18 protein-coding genes and 2 pseudogenes are annotated in these 20,191 nt (G+C 57.1%); 11 read left to right on the forward strand and 9 right to left on the reverse strand.

Going from position 1 to position 20,191, the window contains the following annotated elements; translation table 11 throughout:
* Window positions 1–354 precede the first annotated feature (354 nt).
* Window positions 355–2,028: a carbon-nitrogen hydrolase family protein gene (locus SO139_RS19350; RefSeq protein WP_498540370.1), complete on the forward strand. Its 1,674-nt coding sequence runs from the start codon at window positions 355–357 to the stop codon at window positions 2,026–2,028.
* Window positions 2,029–2,256: 228 nt separating this feature from the next.
* Here SO139_RS19350 and SO139_RS19355 read toward each other — a convergent pair whose 3' ends face one another.
* Window positions 2,257–2,886, reverse strand: a complete 630-nt coding sequence (locus SO139_RS19355; protein WP_498540371.1) for an FMN-binding negative transcriptional regulator — start codon at window positions 2,884–2,886, stop codon at window positions 2,257–2,259.
* Between the two features lie 415 nt (window positions 2,887–3,301).
* Window positions 3,302–4,036 carry a hypothetical protein gene (locus tag SO139_RS19360; protein ID WP_498540372.1) on the reverse strand — a complete coding sequence of 245 codons (735 nt, stop codon included), beginning with the start codon at window positions 4,034–4,036 and terminating at the stop codon, window positions 3,302–3,304.
* Between the two features lie 543 nt (window positions 4,037–4,579).
* Between SO139_RS19360 and SO139_RS19365 the strand changes: the two genes are divergently transcribed.
* The 4 genes from SO139_RS19365 to SO139_RS19380 all read left to right on the forward strand — a co-directional run bounded on the left by SO139_RS19365 (window position 4,580) and on the right by SO139_RS19380 (window position 7,643).
* Window positions 4,580–4,720 carry a hypothetical protein gene (locus SO139_RS19365; protein WP_498540373.1) on the forward strand — a complete coding sequence of 47 codons (141 nt, stop codon included), beginning with the start codon at window positions 4,580–4,582 and terminating at the stop codon, window positions 4,718–4,720.
* Between the two features lie 899 nt (window positions 4,721–5,619).
* Window positions 5,620–6,345 carry a LuxR family transcriptional regulator gene (locus tag SO139_RS19370; protein ID WP_449379823.1) on the forward strand — a complete coding sequence of 242 codons (726 nt, stop codon included), beginning with the start codon at window positions 5,620–5,622 and terminating at the stop codon, window positions 6,343–6,345.
* Between the two features lie 86 nt (window positions 6,346–6,431).
* Entirely contained in the window at window positions 6,432–7,064 is a 633-nt protein-coding gene (locus SO139_RS19375; protein WP_449379824.1) for an acyl-homoserine-lactone synthase, read from the forward strand.
* Between the two features lie 72 nt (window positions 7,065–7,136).
* Window positions 7,137–7,643: a hypothetical protein gene (locus tag SO139_RS19380; protein WP_449379825.1), complete on the forward strand. Its 507-nt coding sequence runs from the start codon at window positions 7,137–7,139 to the stop codon at window positions 7,641–7,643.
* Between the two features lie 42 nt (window positions 7,644–7,685).
* Here the strand turns inward: SO139_RS19380 and SO139_RS19385 are convergent, their stop codons facing one another.
* Both SO139_RS19385 and SO139_RS19390 read right to left on the reverse strand, forming a co-directional pair.
* Window positions 7,686–8,975, reverse strand: a complete 1,290-nt coding sequence (locus SO139_RS19385; protein WP_498540374.1) for a cytochrome P450 — start codon at window positions 8,973–8,975, stop codon at window positions 7,686–7,688.
* A complete protein-coding gene (locus SO139_RS19390; RefSeq protein ID WP_449379827.1) occupies window positions 8,935–9,582 on the reverse strand; it encodes an acyl-homoserine-lactone synthase in 648 nt (215 codons plus the stop codon). The genes SO139_RS19385 and SO139_RS19390 overlap by 41 nt, the downstream gene beginning before the upstream one ends.
* A 90-nt stretch (window positions 9,583–9,672) precedes the next feature.
* Here SO139_RS19390 and SO139_RS19395 point away from each other — a divergent pair, with 90 nt between their 5' ends.
* Complete coding sequence (locus SO139_RS19395; RefSeq protein ID WP_449379828.1) at window positions 9,673–10,446, forward strand: autoinducer binding domain-containing protein; 774 nt, start codon at window positions 9,673–9,675, stop codon at window positions 10,444–10,446.
* An 871-nt stretch (window positions 10,447–11,317) separates the two neighbouring features.
* Here SO139_RS19395 and SO139_RS19400 read toward each other — a convergent pair.
* Window positions 11,318–11,890, reverse strand: a complete 573-nt coding sequence (locus tag SO139_RS19400) for a hypothetical protein (protein WP_498540375.1) — start codon at window positions 11,888–11,890, stop codon at window positions 11,318–11,320.
* A gap of 155 nt (window positions 11,891–12,045) precedes the next feature.
* Complete coding sequence (locus SO139_RS19405; RefSeq protein ID WP_449379830.1) at window positions 12,046–12,828, reverse strand: hypothetical protein; 783 nt, start codon at window positions 12,826–12,828, stop codon at window positions 12,046–12,048.
* 572 nt (window positions 12,829–13,400) lie between these two features.
* Between SO139_RS19405 and SO139_RS19410 the strand changes: the two genes are divergently transcribed.
* The 3 genes from SO139_RS19410 to SO139_RS19420 all read left to right on the forward strand — a co-directional run bounded on the left by SO139_RS19410 (window position 13,401) and on the right by SO139_RS19420 (window position 14,969).
* On the forward strand, window positions 13,401–13,688 hold the full coding sequence (locus SO139_RS19410) for a helix-turn-helix domain-containing protein (RefSeq protein WP_498540376.1): 288 nt from the start codon (window positions 13,401–13,403) through the stop codon (window positions 13,686–13,688).
* A gap of 130 nt (window positions 13,689–13,818) precedes the next feature.
* Window positions 13,819–14,622, forward strand: coding sequence for a HipA domain-containing protein (locus SO139_RS19415; protein ID WP_498540377.1), 804 nt, complete (start codon window positions 13,819–13,821; stop codon window positions 14,620–14,622).
* Window positions 14,577–14,969: a HipA domain-containing protein gene (locus tag SO139_RS19420; protein ID WP_449379892.1), complete on the forward strand. Its 393-nt coding sequence runs from the start codon at window positions 14,577–14,579 to the stop codon at window positions 14,967–14,969. Before SO139_RS19415 ends, SO139_RS19420 begins: the two co-directional genes overlap by 46 nt.
* A gap of 465 nt (window positions 14,970–15,434) precedes the next feature.
* On the opposite strand, the gene SO139_RS19425 is transcribed toward SO139_RS19420, so the two are convergent.
* Both SO139_RS19425 and SO139_RS19430 read right to left on the reverse strand, forming a co-directional pair.
* Window positions 15,435–15,929, reverse strand: a complete 495-nt coding sequence (locus tag SO139_RS19425; RefSeq protein ID WP_498540378.1) for a GNAT family N-acetyltransferase — start codon at window positions 15,927–15,929, stop codon at window positions 15,435–15,437.
* Window positions 15,930–16,015: 86 nt separating this feature from the next.
* On the reverse strand, window positions 16,016–16,273 hold the full coding sequence (locus tag SO139_RS19430; RefSeq protein ID WP_449379893.1) for a LexA family protein: 258 nt from the start codon (window positions 16,271–16,273) through the stop codon (window positions 16,016–16,018).
* 43 nt (window positions 16,274–16,316) lie between these two features.
* Between SO139_RS19430 and SO139_RS19435 the strand changes: the two are divergent.
* Window positions 16,317–16,730 (forward strand): annotated as a pseudogene (locus SO139_RS19435) (helix-turn-helix domain-containing protein); the annotation flags it as partial.
* A 442-nt stretch (window positions 16,731–17,172) separates the two neighbouring features.
* Window positions 17,173–17,397 carry a hypothetical protein gene (locus SO139_RS19440; protein WP_449379834.1) on the forward strand — a complete coding sequence of 75 codons (225 nt, stop codon included), beginning with the start codon at window positions 17,173–17,175 and terminating at the stop codon, window positions 17,395–17,397.
* Window positions 17,398–19,519: 2,122 nt separating this feature from the next.
* Here SO139_RS19440 and SO139_RS19445 read toward each other — a convergent pair.
* Window positions 19,520–20,059, reverse strand: a pseudogene (locus tag SO139_RS19445) (IS21 family transposase); the annotation flags it as partial.
* Between the last annotated feature and the right edge of the window lie 132 nt (window positions 20,060–20,191).

Genomic DNA, 20,191 nt, shown 5'->3' on the forward strand with positions numbered 1-20,191 from the left:
GCGACTCGGGACGAGCCTAAAGCGCGATGAGATTGGGATGAATCGTCATCGCGCTTTAGGTTGCGGTTTGAGCGTGATCTTTTCGGAAAACCGCTTCACATTTTTCCGGATCACGCTCTAGAGCCCGGTCCCCCCGGGGCGGACGCGCCCTGCTCGCTCGACGGGTCCGCCCGTTGTCGCCTTCAAATCTCGCCAAAATGAACCCGCACGGGGGGCACGAGGCGAATTTCAGCACGCACACTGCTGTTTAGAAGCAGCAGTGTCGATCAGCAAATCGCACACCGCCGTCTTTCAACAGTGCTATCGCGTTTAACGGAGCATCCCATGAAGTCCTATCTATATCGCGCTGCCGCCGTGCAGACGCTCGCCGAGGTCGGGAACGTCGAGGCAAATCTTAGAATCTGCGAGCACTATGTGAAACAGGCTGCCCTTCAGGACGTACGTCTTATCGTCTTTCCGGAGTGCATGAACGCCGGATATCTTTACGATTCAATTTCGCACGCTCGAAAGGTCGCGGAGCCAATTAACGGGCGCTTTGTCAGCAGCCTTGCGAAACTCGCGCGCGAGAACGCTATGTTCGTCGCCAGCGGCATGACGGAATGGGACCCGAAAGTGGAGAAGGTGTTCAACACTGGTATTTTGCTCGACAGAAAAGGAGAGCTTGTGGTCCACTATCACAAGCAATTCCTGACGACGCACGACCAGAACTGGTTCGCGTTCGGCGAGCGCGGTTTCCCGGTGGTTGAGACCGAGCTCGGCAGGGTCGGGCTCATGATCTGCTTCGATGGCCGCATCCCTGAAATTCCGCGCTGCACGGCCTTAGGTGGAGCACAGGTCATCATCGACATGGCCAACTTCTTCCTGATCGATCAGGCTGACATGTGGCGTCCTGCCCGCGCTTTCGAGAATGGTGTCTGGATATGTGCCGCTACGAAGGCAGGACAGGAGCGATCGATCTACTATCCGGGCGGAAGCATGATCGTCGACCCCAGCGGCAATCTGCGCGCCAAGGTCGCTTGGGACACACATGGCATGGCCATCAGCGATATCGACCCGACGCTTGCTGACAACAAAGCCATGACTCTCGGTGCGGACAAGTTCGCCGACCGCCGGCCCGACACCTATAAGATTCTGACGGCTGCCTATGCGGACACGAAAGTCGCCGAAACCAGCAATCGGCCAATCGTTCCGGGCAAAATGACGTTCAACATCGCTGCGATCCAGAGCCATGTATCGGAATCTCCACCCACGACCCTCGATCGCGTAGTGGAGCAAATCGGGCATGCGGCAAGGTTCGGTGTCCAACTCATGGTACTACCGGAATATTTCGCATCGCCAAACTGGAGGATCGACCCCGCCGAGGCGAAACGGCTGGCCGCGATGAATGGCAAGCTTCTGAACACGCTTGGCGCGCTCTGCAAGTCGGAAGAATGCGCCATCCTCGTGCCGAACATCGAAGAGGCGGCTGGAAAGCTCTATTCGACGTCCTTCCTGATCGGACCGGACGGCAATGTGCTGATGTCCTACCGAAAGGTCCATCTCTTTGCGGATGAACGTGCATGGGCGACGGCTGGTTCGGACTACCCTGTCACCGAAACGCCGTTCGGGCGCATCGGCGTCATGATGGGATATGATGGGATGTTTCCCGAAGCGGCCCGTTGCCTCGGAACCAACGGCGCCGATGTGATCCTGTGGCCATCTCGCTTGCAGGATCGCAAGGAGCGGACCTTGCTGGCCGTGCCACGCGCGGTGGATAACCGATGTGCTGTCATCCTCGCCAACCGTGTCGACGCGCCGTTCGGCGGCGGCAGCATGGTGGCGTTGCCCGCCCAGTTTCCAGTGTGGGACGTTGATGTCGCGATTCCGTACTATCCGGACATGCACAAGGTGGTCCTGGAGGTCATCGAGATCGCCAATGCGCGCCAGAAGCATATGATGGCGAATGTTCATATGTTCGCCAAGCGTCAACCCTGGACCTACGGCGCACTCGTCGAGCCACATGGCGTTAAGAACACCGCCGCGAAATAGGCGAGCGCAGCGCAAGATGGCGGCCGGTCACCCGGGCCGCGCCGTCACTGTCGCACCAATGGCGGGACCACCCTCCATCAACCATTTAATCGAGCCGGGAGCGTTCCTCTCGATTATCAGCTGGCAGGCCGCTTCGCCAAAGCGAGACTGCCGCCTGCCACTCGCATGCGGCTCCCGACTTTTCGAAGCCAAGCTCGCTCACCTATTCGTCGCGTTGCGCCGCTTGTCTTAGCCCTGAACCGGAATAAGACAAGCCACTTCCCGATCCCGCGGCTGTTCGCTCGCGGCAAGGCCGGCGGCGACGCCTATGCGGTCGCGTACGGAGCGATTCTGGCTCATCTTGTGCTTGCCCTCGAACCTGGTCACGAGGATGCGCACCCCGACGATCCCGCGCAACTCGGCGACAATGAAATCTGCGGGGGCGTCGCTGACTGCCCAAGGGTTCGCGCGCGACGTCTCATGAAGGTCGGTGAGCCGTGTCACCACGTCGCGGAGCCGTTCCGGCTCCTCGAAAAACTCAACCGGGCCGTAGGCGTGGACGGCGACGTAGTTCCATGTGGGCACCACCTTTTCGGTTTCTGACTTGGTGGCGTACCATGAGGGCGTCACATAGGCTTCCGGACCCATGAAAATCGCTAATGCCTCCCCGATTGGAGCCGAGCGCCACTGTGGATTAGCCTTTGCCAAATGCCCGTACAGCACCCCGTACTCCCCTGCCGTCTCGTCGAGGAAGAACGGCAGTGGTGTTGCGATTGGTCCCTCGGCCGTGGCCGTGACGAGGCTGGCCAAACGAGCGGAGCGGACGGCCGCCCGGATGTTTTCGATCTCATCATTCCTGAAGGCGGGGGGCACATACATGGTGGCTCTCCATTCTCCGATCTGGAGATAGTCCCAATCTGTTTCGCTTGGAACTGCCAGCTATGATGGTCGAGTTGCGGCCCTTCCGACTATCGCAGGGAATGAAAGCCTCGCCATTACTTCAAGTACCGAAAAATTGGCGTCTCGGTCATCAACCGTGCTTGGCAACCTGCTGCCGGACGGAGAATCAATAAGGCAAGGGTGCTCGCCGAGCCGGTTGGGGCAAGCGGCACTGATTCTCCAGCATGAAGCAGGCGATCAGCATTACCGCCGCAAGAACAGGAGAGATTGCTTACCGGGTACGGTGCTCGCGTAACGGCGAGCACCGCTTCCAAACATTCCAGAAAATTTCGAATCTTCCGACGCTTTGCTGAACCCAACGTGGCTGCTCAAAGAAACCTTTTTACGCCACGGCTCAAGCCTTTCGGGGAGGTCCTCGCCGCGGGCGAGACGCTGATGAATACATCGTCTGGCGCTTGAGGAAATGAGCAACAGAAATGTGCTGATCGGGTGAGATCGCCTGACCACCCTGTTCCTGGAAAATTCGGACGGCTTCCTTCAACGCAGTTTCTCGGTTTGGAAGCGCGAGATCGTCAGGCCAACAATTGGATCGACGAAAATTATAGATTGCAAGATAGAGCGACTTATCCAATTGCTTTAGGTGCGGCATCGAAAGCCCGGCACGTAAGAACGGCCCCCAAACCCTTCGAAAAAACTCGGGAAGCCCCTCATCGGAGCGCCTTTTCCCAGGGTATTTTTCAGGAGCTTCTACGGGTAACTCGACCCTTTCAAGTGCTTTCTCCAAATGCTTCTTAGCGTAGTGGCGACGATCAAATAGGACATCAAATCTTACCGGCAAAACGGTCGGATGATACTTCAGAATGTATGAGACCAATAGCAAAAAAACGTAGTGTGCTTCCCGTTCATGAAACAGTATTTCTTTGATCTGCATTAGCTCGCTTACGTTACTCGGCAACTTTATGTCGACAGCGACCCTTACTTCAGCGTTTTTGCCGCAGATAGAGCTCTTGTAAACATTACGTACGCAGCTCACGCTTGTGATGCGAGCCGGCGCAAGCTCGTGCAGACGCCTCTCGAAGCTTTCCACAGACTCACGCGCTTTCCGATAACGCGCCAAACGTCCCTGCATTAGCTGCCTTTCCAGCAACGGAGACTTCTATCGACCCATGCGAATGATCCGCCTGCTTCTCCTTAAGAGCTCGGTGCGCATTTGAACCCGCCGAACGGCAAGCAGACCCAGGCGCGCCTGGATCTTGCCGGATCTGAGCCCGCCTCCGAGAGCAAACGAATAACGCCAATATCCAGTTGCGTCTCGGCTAAGTGAGTATGAGGCACCTCGATGCGTGCCCTCGCATTCTGCAGGTGGATTTTGCGACTTGGCATGACCGGCCTAGACTAATCGCATCCAACCACCGAGAACCGAGAGTCGCGGCCGCGACAATCCGCTTGACGAACCCACGGCCGAATATGCCGGCATAGATCTTCAATGTGCTGGGCCCCGCCATTTGATGACCAGGGAATATCATGCGGATTCGGCGCACTATTCCTGCTGTTATCCGCGGAGATTGCATTTTTTCGGCGCGATCATCGTGGAGTTCTCGGTCTTGCTGCAAAAACGTTATTTGGCTTTGCTAGCCAGACTCGCTGTGATGGACTTTTGGACCGAGAGCTAATGACCGCTGTCGAACTCCTCGCGCTCTGCTTCAGGCTAAATGTCAGCGAGGTGACGGTGAAGCTCAATCATGCGCGGATGATGAGAAAGCTTGAGCTTCGGTCACCCGTAAAGGTCGCCTCGGGACACTATCAGAACTGATGTCGCGACAGCACATCGAAGCCTCGTCCGATCACGTAGTCACTTTCAAAGCCAGATCAAAAGCGCGAAGTCGTTAGGGAGCAATCGCCCTCCCCGCGAAAGTATGCGGCGACGTTCTATGTAACATCCTCCAGGGCCCGGCCTTCGTGCGCGGCAGGGCCGAGCTCAATTTCGTTGTGGCCAAGACGCCCTCGCCTGAGGATCGGCAGGACTTCGAGACGCAGACACTGACTTACGACCAGCTTGTGGTCAGTGCCGCAGCGACCCTCCTCGCCCTCAGCATGACCTAGGCTCCCGCAACCTGCCGCACGCGACGCCGGGGTGCATTGGGCTCCCCCCGCCTCTCGTTTTCCCATCATCTGCCTGCACAAAGGCATACTCGAATAGGCTTTGACGCCGTTTACTCATCGTGCCGCCGACGCCCCGACTACGATGGTATCGAAAACGCTTCCGAACACTGAGGGCTGCGGGCTAAAGTCGGCAGCCGCGGGGATCATCGAGGCGCTGAAGACGATCTGCGCTTCCTAATCAGGGGCCGAAAGCCATAGCAAAAGGCTATGGCTTCGGTAAGATTATCTCTAGTATCGGAATCCTGTTTTGCTCGGAGCCCAGAGAGCCGGGTTGCGGGCCGATGGGGACAGGGAGGATGGACCCCAATCAACCGCATGGTTTACCCACGTGATGTTTTTTTGGCGCCAGAAATTCGATCTAACGAAAGTCGGCGACTCTATCGGAAGCGTAATGACGTTTTGATTTTGGGTTTGCCGACCAAAGGATTGGCGGCAGCCTCTAAGGAACGCGACCGAGATAGCCGGTAACGGAACGCAGCTCCACACGGGTGGTCGACCGCGAACAGCGCGACCAGTCTGAACAAGATAGCACCGCTAAGGTCATGTGCAATGCATCGTGTCTTTCAGGAATTTACCGATCTCCTAGCTCTGGCCGAAGATTCTCAGGATTTTTGCAGCGCCATGTCCGGCCCAGCCGCAGCGCTGGATCTCTCATGCTTTGCCTATCTTGCACTGCCACGGCGACCACAAGAAAGGCCCTGCCTCATCTCCACCTACCCATCCAAATGGACATCGCACTATCTCCGCAACAACTATCAATCCATAGATCCGGTCATCGAAAAGGCGCTTCGAACGGACGATCCCTTCCGTTGGGGTGTCGGCTTATCATCGAGATTCACCTTGACGCAGCAACAACTGTTTGAGGAGGCAGCGGAATTTGGCATTCGATACGGATTTACTATTCCCATTCACGATAATCATGGTCCAGTTGCCGCATTGACGTTCGCGACTGACGCGAGACACGCCAAGTTCGAGGCCTGCATCAACTCTCAAGAGCACCTCCTTCAGCTACTCGCGATATCGTTTGATGCTCACGTGCGCCGGAAGTTGATGCGCGCGCGCGAGATCAATGGGATTAAATTGTCTGCCCGCGAGTATGAATGTGTTGAGTGGGCTGCTCAGGGGAAAACGACATGGGAGATTGGTCGAATTCTTGGAATTTCCCATCACACGGTCGCCTCTTACCTAAACAATGCGAAGAAAAAGCTCGGAGTCCGTACCGTGATTCAGTCGGCAGTCCGCTTTGCGGCTGCTAGAAAAAGAGAGCGAAAATAAGACTTACTCCTCCTGTGGTTGCAGGTGGTGCGTTGATCTCCTGAATCCGCTCCAAAGGGCTAAACACATCTGCCCTCGGAGGGAACATGATCCAACTCATAACTCGGGCATCGTATGAAGAGCTTTCGAGCACGCTCTCAGGCATGTATCAGTTGCGCTATCGCATATTCAAGAGCCGCTTGGATTGGGACGTTCAGACGAGCGCCGGCATGGAAATCGACGAATTCGATGCACTGGGTCCGGCCTACCTCGTGCAGCTCTCTGATGCGGGTCAGGTACGCGGCTCGGTGCGATTATTACCCACCCTCGGGCCAACGATGCTTCGGGACACGTTTCCAAAACTTCTCGCAGGCAACCCAGCTCCGTCGAATCCGCTCGTCTGGGAAAGCAGCAGGTTTGCCATCGATATTTCGCTCGAGGACCCAATAGGCGACCATGGAATAGCTCGCGCTACGTATGAGCTGTTTGCAGGCATGATCGAATTCGGGCTATCGCGACAGCTCACCGACATTGTTACCGTCACGGACAGTCGGATGGAACGGATTCTCCGACGGGCGGGTTGGGCGTTGCGGCGAATTGGAGGTCCCTGCAGGATCGGCCCTACATCGGCTATCGCAGGCTATCTTGGAATTTCAAGTGAAGTTCTTTTGGCAATGCGCAGCGCCGGCACTCTGTCCGGACCAGTCCTTTGGACGCCGGTGATGTCGGCCGCGGCATGAAGCTCCAGCTTTTCAGGAATCTTCTTGAAGCGACTGCCAGTCGTATTCCCGCATTCGCCGGCAAGCATTGACATGATAAAGATCAAGACTGCGGCCAGTTCGCTCTCAGCGGCGACTGACTGCCGTGAACTGAACGTCCTTCAGGTAACCGCCGTTTCCGCGGGCCAGGTCTCGGCTGGACGAGAATTCGGATGGAGACGGCGACTACGGCCGCTTGCCCAACGGCCTGGAAGTTGGCATAGTTATCACGTTGCTTCTGGCCGTTTGATCAACTTCAAGGCGAGCCATATCAAGGATCATGACGACGAAGCTCAGGCCGGCCTGCTCTGCGCAGGTGATAGCCTCGTCAAGTCTGCTGCAAAGCTGCTCAATATTCGTTTGCTGTTTCATCGTAGTTTCCATTTTGAAAGAACCAGAATGACCGATTCCCGTCTTGCCGAATTCCTTCGGTCCCAGGAGGGACGATCTGTGTCGCGCGAGACCGTCGAATGCCTGCGATTGCTGAGGATGTTCATCAAACTTTCTCCCGCTCAGCGCCGCGAAATAATCGAGCTGGTCGAGCAATATCCAGAACGCTGATCGCAGCACCCGGTGGATTTTGTCAGGCTGATTTTCGCCTGCCTATGCCACATGCTGTTGTTTCCTTGCCTGTGCACGAGGTCGCAATTGCAGCTCGATACGCGGCGGCAACAAGGTGATCTGAGGCGTTGGCTCGTCCGCCGGAACATCGGACAAGATCTCCAGTCTGCTCGAGGCCGATAGTTCGAGCGCCAGCAATTGGAGTTCGAGTAACCCCAGGCCGATGCCAACACAGGCGCGCGGCCCCAATCCGAAAGGCATGAAGGCCGGCGTGTTATAGGCACGGTCAAGCCGGAACCCAGCTGGATCGCCCCAATAACGCTCATCGCGCTGCAATTGCCACGGGCTGATAATGAGAGACGTTCCGCGCTTCAAATGCAGCCCGCCCAGCTCCTGCGGTACCCGTACTTCCCGCGAAAACCAATAGAATGGTGGATAGAGACGGAGCACCTCGCGTGCGACGTGAAGGCTGATCTCGGCTTTCGGCAGTCTCAGCGGATCGATCTCTCCGAAGCCATCCATCATCGACTTCGCTTCATTGGCAAGGCGCTCTGCAAGGCCCGGCTCCGTTGCGAGATAGTAGAGCAACCAGGCAGCCGCATTTCCGGTGGTGTGATGCCCGGCTAGCAACAGCAACAGGATTTCATCGCGCATATCGTCAGGAGACAGGTTGAGCCCTTGCAAGGCCTGAACCAAGGTGCCATCGCCGGCTCTATTGCGCACGCGGTCCACGACCGCTCCCATGATGGCCCGGCTTCTTCGTAATTGTCGTCGCTTCAAGAGGCTACGCCACGGCGTTCGCGGTAAGATGCGAAAAAGGCTATCGGCCATTTCCTCTTCCGCCACATGCACCGCTTCCATCAAGGCGGATTCATCCGCTGATGTCAGAGCGCCGTGACCGAACAGCAAGGCGACGATCATTCGAAGGGCAAGCGGCGCGGTGACCTCATGGGCATCGAAACAGGGCTCACGAACCAGAAGCGATGCCTGTCGTCGGATCAAGCTCGTGATCTGCGGTACGAAATCGTTCATAATCCCGCGTGCCAGGTGCTGATGAATGATCGCCCGACGTCGTTGATGCTCAGCACCGCTCAACGTAATGGAGCTGGTGCCGATGACGGTCCGCAGCTTGTGGACCAGCCGCCCCTTGTCGATCATCGTTTCATCCGCTCGCAGTACGGCCTTGGCCACCGCCGCGTCGGTGACAAGGTAAACCGGCGAGGAACCGAGGTTGAGCCGAACGAGAGGCGCGGCTCCCGTGGCGCTGCGCTCCTTGAATAACGCCAAAGGATCACGCCGAAAGGCGTTCACATCCGAAAATAGATGCTTCATCGCTAATCTCCATAAATTGCGTGAGTGCAAGGAGCGAACGGAAAGCAGGCGAAAGCTCTCGAGGAATGGGGATCTCTCCGGCAACGGCGAGAATCCATGCACCATCGTCGCGAAACCCGACAATCTGCGCACCGCCGTAGCGCGATGTGGAAAGGCCGATCCGATTGAGCAGCCTTTCGTGAGGGAGCTCTGCCAACGCAACCAGGGCGAGCGCGTTACGGGCCAACGCAAATCGTATCAGCAAACTGTAAAGCACAGTGCTCGCCTGACGGTGGCCGGCCCGGACACCGAACCGGCTGATCTCGACGTGGCCTGCGTTCACCGGGAAGGGCCTGTGCGTCGCCATATGCGAAAATATCGTTTGCGATAGATATGGACGATCGCAACTGATCGCGCGAAAGCAACCGATCATTTCCCCATCCAGGGACAAGCCGCAGTAGACGGCGTCGTCCGTGTCAAACTGATCCCTTTCACTGCCCCTATCCGCCGGTAACGACCAGCCCAATTCGCGCACGAAGAGCCGGTAGCGCAGTCGAAACAGAGTTTCAGTGAGGTCTGGACGTGTCGCGGCGGAGAAGAACGCGGCCCTATATCGCGGTTGCTGCACTTCCCGGCTCCCCATGGCCTTGCATCAGCTTCGGGAAGATGATGGGATCGCCCTTGATTTTTAAATTAGGAATTTTCCTAGGTTTTGAGGATGGGCGCTCTGGAACAGGATTTAAACGCGTTGGAGGCTTGCGCCTCGATCGAGGAGATTCGCGCAGTTTTTCAGCGCATAATTGAAGATTACGGCTTTAGCACCTTCGGATTCATGGACGCATCGCATCCCTGGGAGGACCAACCACTCCTCGTCTCCACCCACGCGCCTGCCTGGATCGACACCTACCGGTCAGAAAACTTCATCAATACCGATCCTTGCCTGGCCATGGCCCGCCGGACAAATCTACCCTTTCATTGGGGAAGCGTGCGGCTGCCGCCCGTGACGGGCAAGCGCAAGCCGGGCGCGGTCAAGACCATGGAGGCCGCGCGCGATTTCGGTGTCAAGGAGGGGCTGACCATACCGGTTCACTACAACGATCCGCTTGGCCGTCGTTATTCCAGTGTTTGTGCGTTGTTCTGGAACAATCCCGTAGAGGGGTTCTTCGCGAACCTCAGGCACAACGGACTCCAGCTGCATGTGATTTTGCTCTATCTCGCTCAGAAAATCGTGGATCTGCACGCGATCGAAATCAAGACCTCGACAAGGACCGATCATTTTGCCGCAGTCCAGCTCTGCGCTTTGACCGACCGGGAGAAGGAAGTGCTCAAGTGGGCTGGAATGGGAAAGACTTCGGACGAGACAGCCGTCATATTGAGCGTGAGCCGCAAAACTGTGGAAGCTCACGTTAAGGGTGCTATGATCAAGCTCGGGGCCACCAACAAGACGCAGGCCACGGTTCAGGCGGTCTACCGCGGCTTGATTGATATTTGAAGGCCAAAACGGCTACAACGATTGAGCTTGAGTAGCCTTGCGTGCGCGGACGGGGCCGGCTCGTCATGAACTCGACGCCGATTTCGGAGCCGTCCAGCCGGATCAACTCGCATCGGCGGTAGACCAACCCCATGGTCGACAGCAAAAAGAACTACCGCGCCTTGAGGACCCCGGGCGACTTGTCTATCCGAAGGTGCGCTCCCCGTCCGAGACATCAAGGAGAACGCAATCGCGTGCCATGTGCCTGTCGGCGCTCACCAGAGTAGTTCGACATCGATGATCGAGCCGCACGCGTTTTGCTTTTCGCTGCTCCCAGCTCATGAGCTTAAAGTGGGTCTCAATCGCGTTCTGAAATAGTCTCTAAAAAATCTGTCAATGCCGTAGAGCCAAACGGTCCTTGGCGGGGACGTAACGAAGCAGTCAGTTACCAAGCTCAAGTTAGTGACTCTTGCCGGCGGGCAGGACAGCCTATCGATGGCGCGGCCCCTGCGCTGAAAATCATGAACGAAAATCGGCATGACCCGAAGAGATTATGCTTTTGAGACCTCTAACGGGATGACATTACCTTGCGATGCTTCCCTCTCAACATACCGCGCCGCTAGTGCTCTTAATTCTTCCATGAAACTGATGCAGAATATCGGCGCAATTCGCGGAAGAATTGGCGAATAATGCTCGAGAACATCATGCCATGAAGAAATTCGGTGCTGGATGCACTGGATGAAAGATCGCGTCGCGAGCTAGACACAAAAGCTAGCACTCGAAACAGTTCTTGCTCGGGGAGAACGGAACGTCTCATTACCCAGTTTGCGTTCGAACGAAGTGCTCATTTTGGCTTTTCCGCTACATCGCTCTACCGGAGAGCCAAGCCGGATTAGCTCTGGTGCGTCGCGCCTTCGACCTTCTTGAATGCCAGCGCTATATATTCCTGAATGGCATCTAACCATTCTTGCTGATGAGCGGGAAGCAGGTCCGAGAGGCGGGGCATATTTCCTGTGAGCGTTCGCAACGCCGATTCCGTGCCTTGCTTAATCTCGCCCACTGAACCTGCGATCGCCTTGGCCAAGGCTTCATTGTACTTGTGTCCCACTTCAGTCCGTCCCCACCATGTCGAGGGACTTGTTTCCACGAAACCATCCTTTGAGATTGTTGCTAGATTTAAGGGCTGCCCCTCGGGAGAGGCATGCTTGAGATTTAATCCGCCCTTTCGCTCTACGTAGAGGCCGAGTTTTTCCGCTTCGACGAGGAAGCCTTTCAGCAAGACTGGCCAACGCGGATCTTTTCGGGCAAGCACCTCGTAAAACTCATCCTCGCTAATGCTCACCGAGCGCTTGGGTGACGAAAGTGCCGCCCCACCCCCGCTGGATACGGATGCGTCAACTATGAGCGCACGGCCCTTTTGGTCGATCTGTACGACTCCGCGCTCGATTAAGACGGTCTGGGCCAACACGGACGGCACGAAAGCTTTACACCCTCAATTGGAGCCTCATAGACGGCTAATTCTACAAGAGCGAACGTAAAACGTTGGCCCGCATGCGATTGCAGCAATTCCGTTGCATTAGATTCTTGAGATAACGGTTTTGAGCGTCAGACGAACCAACTTTAGCAGGGGGTTTGAGTGCCAGAGACGCGTGACACGGTTAGTTCAGCAGAGTTCACTAGATAGCCGATTCCGCCGTCAAGAGTATCGTCCGCATTTCGCTGCTCTGCATGACCATAGATGCAACGGGATCGGTCGAGCGGAACTGTTTGTGACTTGAGGACCGCCCCTTCGCTCGATTTCAGAACCAATGTTAGATGTTGTTCGCCTCTCCACGTTCCCGATCCATTATAGTAGCCGAACGCGAGATGTGCTCTTTGCTTAGACGCCGTCGGTGTGGGGCATTCTTGAATGACGCTCACGGCGATGCCAGAGAGATCGCCAACATGATTGCCGTTCCCGTCCAGGGTCGGTACGTTCGGCAACGGGATGTTCTTCAGGACGCTGGGCACGCATGGCGGCAGATCATTCGACGAACTTTTCTGACGAGCCGCCTTGTATTTCATAAGCGCGTCGAGTTTCTCCGGCGTGGTGAATTTGGGATCGGCGCTGATAATCGAACAGAAGAGATAGCTAAGATAGGCTTCTTGTTGCGCAGGATAGTAGTCCTTGGATTGAGTGTATATTTCGCTCTTGGTCGTCTCGATCTGTCCACCTAGCTCTGCTTGTCCAACATATTTCGAGAGAAGCTGTGCCTTGCCTTGCAAGTTACCCTTTATTACCTCGTTGGTTTGCAGTTCTTGGCTGAGTGTTGGAGGCGGCCCGCAATTGATCTGTTGCCCAAGTGCGGAATTCATTGTCCCGACGACAAGACCCACGAATATCATGAAAGCATGCCATCTCATGGTCGCGTCACCTCCCGGTTTCAAATACCTTATTGGATGGACGGCGTGTGAGACAAGCCTAACGCAATGATTGCGTGTCTTTTATCTTGGGTATCACGTCCCTACGAAGCTCTGATTACGTACCGATGCAATTGTGGGGCATCCTTGTCGTGGCCCCACCAGTACGGAAATCTAGCGTCTCCGACAAACGAAGAACGATTGAACCTGCCTGCCTTCTCTTGTGCGATGGCGTGGGCTTTGTCGTAGCCGTCGGCCACGTCGACGGGGCCTCTGACCTTAGGCTGAGACTCCTCTCGGACCGGCCACGGCATTTCCTCGTATATGGCAACAAGCATCGACACCTCTGCGGCAAGGCCCAATTGCGCTACACTTGGCCTTTAGCAATGGGTGACTTTGAGCCTATTTTTCAATCTATGATATTGATATATATAACTATTTTTAAGACGCGTCGGAGCGCCTTAATGTCAGCGATCGCTGACTTTTGGCAGGTGTCGACGAACGCTGACATTTTCTAATTGTCAGCGATCGATGACATATGATAATGTTGGCGAACGCTGACTTTTGGACTTGCCATGCTTATTCGTACCGCCACCGATCTCGGAGCTATCATCCGTGACAGACGCAAGAGGCTGAAACTCGATCAATCGAGCCTCGCCAAGCGCATTGGCGTCAGCCGTCAGTGGGTGATCGAAATCGAGCAGGGCCATGCACGCGCTGAACTCGGACTTGTCCTCCGCGCTCTCGACGCCTTGGATATTCGCTTGGATGCAAGCAGCGAGCCTTCCAATAGCCGCACGTCAGAAAAGACCGCCGTCGATATCAACGCGATCATAGCCAAAGCCAGAAAGCGCAAGACATGACGAACCAGCTCATTGCTCTCCTGGCTGGCAACGAAGTTGGCCGGGTGCATAACGATGCACGCGGCCGACTGACTTTTGTCCACAACCCGATTGGCGTAACGCGCAGGGAGCCTATCCGCTATCGCTCTCCATGCCGCTCGCGGCCGAGAAACACGGACCTTCCGCCGTTCAAGCTTCTCTCTGGGGCCTACTGCCGGACAACGAACGTGTGCTCGATCGTTGGGCCAAGAAATTTCAGGTTTCAGCCCGCAACGTGTTTGCCCTCATTTCGCATGTCGGCGAGGATTGCGCTGGCGCGGTTCAGTTCGTCACTCCTGACCGTTTGGAAGTCTTGCAAAGCGGCGCGGACGATAAGGTCGAATGGCTCGACGAAACGGCCCTCGCAAAACGCCTGCAAGCGCTCCGCAAAGATCACGCCGCATGGCGGTTGCCGCGGGACACAGGGCAGTTCAGCCTCGCGGGCGCTCAGCCAAAAACCGCATTGCTACTACAGAAGGACAAATGGGGCATACCGTCTGGGCGTATTCCGACAACTCATATCCTGACGCCGCCGACCGGTCATTTCGACGGCCATGCCGAGAACGAACATATCTGCCTCATGCTCGCGCGCAATCTTGGTCTGCCGGTCGCAGAAACCAGAGTTATGCGGTTCGAAAAGGAAATTGCCATCGTAATCGAACGCTACGATCGGCAACTCAGCGGAAACCGCGTCGTGCGCGTCCATCAGGAAGACATCTGTCAGGCACGCGGTACAATGCCGACGCAAAAATATCAAAGCGAAGGCGGACCGACGCCCACCGACATTATTGAACTGTTGCGTACCCATTCTACAGATCGTGTCACCGATGTCGATACATTCGCCGATGCGCTCTCGCCTTTAACTGGCTCATTGCGGGTACGGACGCCCACGCCAAGAACTATTCACTACTTCTAGCCGGCGGTCCCACCGTGCGGCTTGCGCCGCTCTACGACGTAGCCAGCATTCTTCCCTACGACGACGTCGATCTAAAGAAGACCAAGCTCGCCATGAAAATCGGCGACGAATACAAGCTGAACGAGATTAGCCTGCGCGACTGGCAGAGATTCGCGCGCGAAACCCGCTTCGACGCCGACAAATTGATTGCAGGCTTGACCTCCATGGCCGCGCAGATCCCCGACAACATAACCGCCGTGTGCGCAAGCGCAAAGGCACAGGGACTCGACAACGCGATCATTGCGCGCTTGACCGAACGGTTGATTGCAAGAGCCAAGGACTGCCGACGTATCCTGGGCACGGTCTAGTGCTCGATTTCCTCAGCCCTCGCGGACAGCTTGAACCAAGTCGGAGAATCTATTTTCCCATTGTGTGGGCTTCTACTCTCATGAGCGGTTACCTTCTCGACCGACAGTTGCCCCGCTTCAATTCGGAGGAGCAAGCTATGGGAGGCAGAAGCTGCTGAGGGCCCGGACTACCTGCCTTCGGCTGATGGAGGGTGCCGACATCTACCAGATCGCCAAGAACTGCCGCACAAGCGTGGAACAAATCGAGAATTCTAGGCCTCGCACATCAAGAACCAGCTGAGCGCGGCGGCGATCAATATCAACGGTTACCGAAGGTCGAAGACAAGCTGCTGCGAAAGATGGTCAATCCCAGCCGACCAAGCCCCCCATCAAGCGAAAACCACAGCCACGCACGAACTACGTTCGGCGCAAGCCGCAATACTCACCAGCTTGAGCCTTCGCGAGGGCTATCTAACCGCCTGCGTATCATGTCAGTTCAAGGACCATATACTTTGCCTGGTCATCATAGCTTGCGAGCTTCTGGTTCAGATCTGCATCATCCAGCGTTCGGAAACCGTGTCTCTCCCAGAACCTTGCTGAATTGTTGACCGCCACCAGCGAGAGATTGGGAAACCTGGCTTTTTTCGCGTGCCTGACCAGCTTGAGCACGACCTCGGAAGCTGCGCCACCGCTGCGCGCTTCCGGCAGCAACGCGATGTCATGAATATAGTAGGTCGATGCGGGCTCGGCGGCGGCGCCCAAAAGCACGTTCAGCGCGGGAGGCTTCTTGAAGTGCCAGGGATGGCTGACGATGTAACCGGCCAGGCCATCCCGCGCGCGTTCGAGTACGAAACATCCCTCAGGGTGCAGCTCCAGCCGTTCCGAGAAAACGGCCGCATCCTCGGGGTAGTTCAGGTGGACGCGATGTGCAATGCCACGAACTCCAGGAAGATGGTCGGGCTCCATCGCTCGCCACAGCATACAAAACTACTTTCAATGAATCTCCCAAAGTATAACGATCACTAGTGGCTCTGCACAGTGATTTTGACCGGTTGGACTGGGAACGGTCAGATTAGCTCGGGCAGGCTTTTGGGATCGACGAGGATCTCGATGCTGCGGGGGGTTCTTGGCTGCCGTCTAATGAGGCCAGCTCGTTCCAGGGTCAGCACCATCTGGTGAACCGAAGGCGGGCTGACGCGAAAGTATTCCTGCATGTCGGTTTCCGCCGGGGGCCTGCGGCGGAGCCGCGTGTAGAGGTGGATGAAGGCAAGGTATTGCCCCTGTTTGGACGTGAAGGTTTTTGCCGAAGGACTCACGCCGGCCATCCGATTCAGTTGTTGGTGCGTGCCTCGAACAAGGAGGCGCGCCATGAATGTACGCTACCGGGTCGACCTCAGCCAAATCGAGCGCACTGAACTCACGACGCTGCTGGGCGGCGGCAAGCATGCGTCCCGCAAGCTCAAGCGAGCGCAGATTTTGCTGGCTGCCGATGCCGGGGCCGGCGACGAGGAGATCGCCAGAAGTGTCGGCGTGGGCGGCTCGACCGTGTACCGGACCAAGCGACGCTTCGTGGAAGGCAATCTGGAGCGGGCGCTGAGCGAAGAGCCGCGTCCCGGGGCGGAGCGCAAACTCACGGGCAAGAAAGAAGCCTGGCTGGTGGCCACCGCCTGTGCCGGTCGGCCGGAGGGCCGCGCCCGCTGGACGCTCAAGCTGCTGGCAAGCGCGATGGTCAAGCTCACCGAGCACAAGAGCCTGTCCCGCGAGACGGTTCGGCGGCCCCTGACATAGATCTCACAAGCCGGAATATTCTAAGCTACCCTGCAATTCGAGAGGTCGTGCCGCCACAATGGTGGAAAAGTCGGCACGCGGTGCATCTTGGAACACGCACCGCGTGCCGCCGAAGCTCGTACCAGTGCGTGGGCAACCCGCTTGCCGAACCGGGCTGCCTCTTCAACGAGCATCAGCTTGTCGGGTATGCCGCATCCACCTGACGAGAAGCTGACGGGGCGGCCACTTGCATCTGTCTGATCCGGAGGCGCCATGACCATTCTTGAGGGCTATACGAGACCTATTGCGCGCTGGAGGTGAAAATCACTCGCGTTCCGCCGCACAATACCGAAACCATCTGCCTCTACTCGCAGCATTGAGGCCGGCGCCATGATTTCGCCTCTGGGCGATCCGCTAATTCATCATTGTCATGCAGCGATTCGCGTGAGGCATTGAGATGCCCGACTTGACGCTCTGGAACAAGCTAACTCGCAGGGAGCAGAGAATTGTTATTAAGCTGTTCGGCGGAGGTTCCACGCATGGCGACAGCCTGATCGAGACGGTCAACCTCATGCGGATGGGTCTCGTCGCCGAGAACGGTTTAACCTCCTCCGGCCTTGAGGTCTTCATCGCCGCCTTCAATGCGCAGCGAGACGCGCGTCAGCGGGAGTTGCTGGCGTAGATCGGCGGCGCTACCAGAACGGCAAGCCGGGTGCGAGCTCTATCCGTTAGACGGATCGGGTACGCTGGTGCGCCGGACCCGATACCAAGCTGAAAGTTTCTTTGAAGGGATTGGCTTGTGCCTATGCTTGACCATACGCTTAAGGCGGACGTGACGGCGCTGGAAGCGATCACGGAGACGTTATCGAAGGACGACAAGGCCGGAGCGTCGAGGAGACGCTGTTACCAGGCGCGGTCGCTTTCGATATAAACCGTATTCTCTTTGCCTTAGGTGTGAATTGCGCCGTATTTGCCCTAGGGGAAACCCTGGGCGCAGAACTGCTCAAAGTCCAGGCAACCTTCATCGGCAATCACGAGCCAAGCCCCCGCCAACTCGATGGCTTAAGTTCGATGCATCTACCAGTTCCGCCACGCTCGCATCGGCCCATCTATACAAAAACCGCCCTCAGCTCTTTGCGTCCCTCCGCCGTCAGGATCTTGGGGAGGCAAGCTGGAGATTGCAAACGCCCCGGCCGACGTGGGAGAGCTTATCGAGTTCACCGTTTGCCAAATTCCGCCGACGTGCTCTCCTTCAAATCGTTCATCGTCACCTCAAAAACTTCGAATTGGATAACCTGGTGCGGGTGGCCCGACTCGAACCGGCACAGGCCTTGCGGCCCCACGGATTTGCGCACCACTTCGGCTTTCGCCGCCGCCAGCGCATTCGTTCCGCCGGAAGCTGCACCGCGACGCCAAGATTATGTCCGATGACGTGGCGCTTCTGGATATTCAGCGTCAAAACCGTAAGCGCTTCGGGTGAAAGCGCCACATGCCCTAACGGAGGCCGCCCGTGCAACGTTGCACGCAGGTTCAGTGCCACACTTCCAACTCTGTCATTCCCCACCCCAGCGGCGCGCTTTGATCGCCGCAGGCTGCCATCAACTGCGCGGAAGTTACGCCTAGGCCCGCTTATGCCGTTTCGTTGATCCGCGGAGGTGTTGCCTTCCCCACGACGAAATAGACCGAACCCGTAACCCGGGATGAACGCCGACAAGGCGCAATTGAGATGGACCTGCTTTGCAGTCCTCGAACACGACGGCTGTGGTCCGGATAATGAATTTCGCTCGAGCGGGATGGTCATCCTAAATCGCGCCCATCTTCACACAAATTGCGTAGGCAATCACAAACGCTGGCAAGAATAAGAAAAACCATACGAGGCCGTTCGGATCGCGATGCGATGCGAACTCACGGTTTGCATCAGTCTCTTGGCCGTGCGGGACGATTGAGTAGAGCTGACTTGGACGCCTTCGCCTGGCTGCCTTCCTTAGCAGTTGCTTCACGGCGGTTTCATGCTCGATTTCTCGATCGGACATCGGCGCGTTACCTCCTAGCCAACCATCCAAAGCGCGGAAACGACCGCGCATAGAAACAATCCGGCTACAGTAGCCAGACCAATCAAGAGGCGTTCATCCATTGACGGTTCTCGCCGCCAGCCACGTTAACAGCGCGTGCAAAGCAGACGGCGGGCTGGCGACGCCGGAGCCGCCCGCTCTTAGAGCGCCTATCCGACCGCAAACCATATCGGGAAAAATGGCAACCGGGATAACCATCTATGGGTGTCCCCACCACAATGGGTTGCACCAGCGAGCATGATGCCGATCATTGCTTCTCTGCGGGGGCGTCGCTGGGCGGTTCAGCCGGCGATGCGGGCAGCGGAGCTTGCGGCGCCGCAGTACAGTCGCCCGCCCATAGCTTAGTGCCCCTGACCGTGCCAACCAACTTGCAACCCATCGGGGCTTGCTGCTTTGCCTGTACTGGCGGCCTTTTAGCGGCTCTCGGCGGAGCGGTTTGAGCGAACGCGCTGGTCGTAAGCAGTAGCGCGACAAGTCCGATTAGCGGCTTCATGGTCAGTCCGTCCCCAAAGCTTATTTCGCCTTCGCCCTCAGTCCGATATCGACGAGCCGCCGGATCACCTCTGGCCGTCCGGGAAGGTCGTCCTGAACTCGGCTCCCAGCGGCTTTGGCAGTTCTGGCTGCAGGCCGCACCAGCACCGCCTCGCCGGCTTCGGAAGGTCTCTTCTTTGCTGATTTCGTGATATCATGAGTTGATTTGCTCATACACATGATATCATGAAAGCAAACTGGGACGAACAGGCGCGGCCGGCGGTGACGACCGCTCCTCGGGTCACGGGTCAGAACGCCCTCGCCATAATCGACCTGGGCTTCCTCGCCGGGGCAAACTCGATACGGTCAAACTGTTTGGGATCGATGTGGCGCAAGGCACGCACGAAGCGCTTGACGCTCTCGTAGCTGGCAGTGAAGCCGAACTGATCAACCAAATCCTGATAGATCGCCTGCGCGTTGCGCCTCAGGCGGGCCTGCTGCTCGATCCATTCCCGATGCGGTTCACAGGCTGGGCAGGCGAAATCAAACGTCTTGACGGCCACCGTCACTCCGATAGTGGCGGTCGCGGAGGTGGGGGAGTTTGGCCTTCGGTGGCCTCAGAGCCGGCGGTCACCTCGGGGGAATTTGCCTCCGCCCCTCGCTGGTGTACGAAAATCGCCTGGTAGCGCCGGATCGTCTTGCGGTCGATCCCCGTCAGCCGCTGGATCTCTCGTTGGCTCGTCTGAAGCTCAAGAACGTAAATACGGTGCTTTGCAGATGCGGCTTCAAGACGTTCGCGATGCGAACTTACGGTTGCATCAGTCTCTTGGCCGTGCGGACTGGGCCCGCGTCAGCTTGTCTTCGATGCCGATGTGTGATGCGTAACAACTTGCAAGAAGCGCGTGTAAGCATGCGCCCATCGCCCGGCTGGAT

It is taken from the genome of Bradyrhizobium sp. UFLA05-89 (assembly GCF_059803475.1).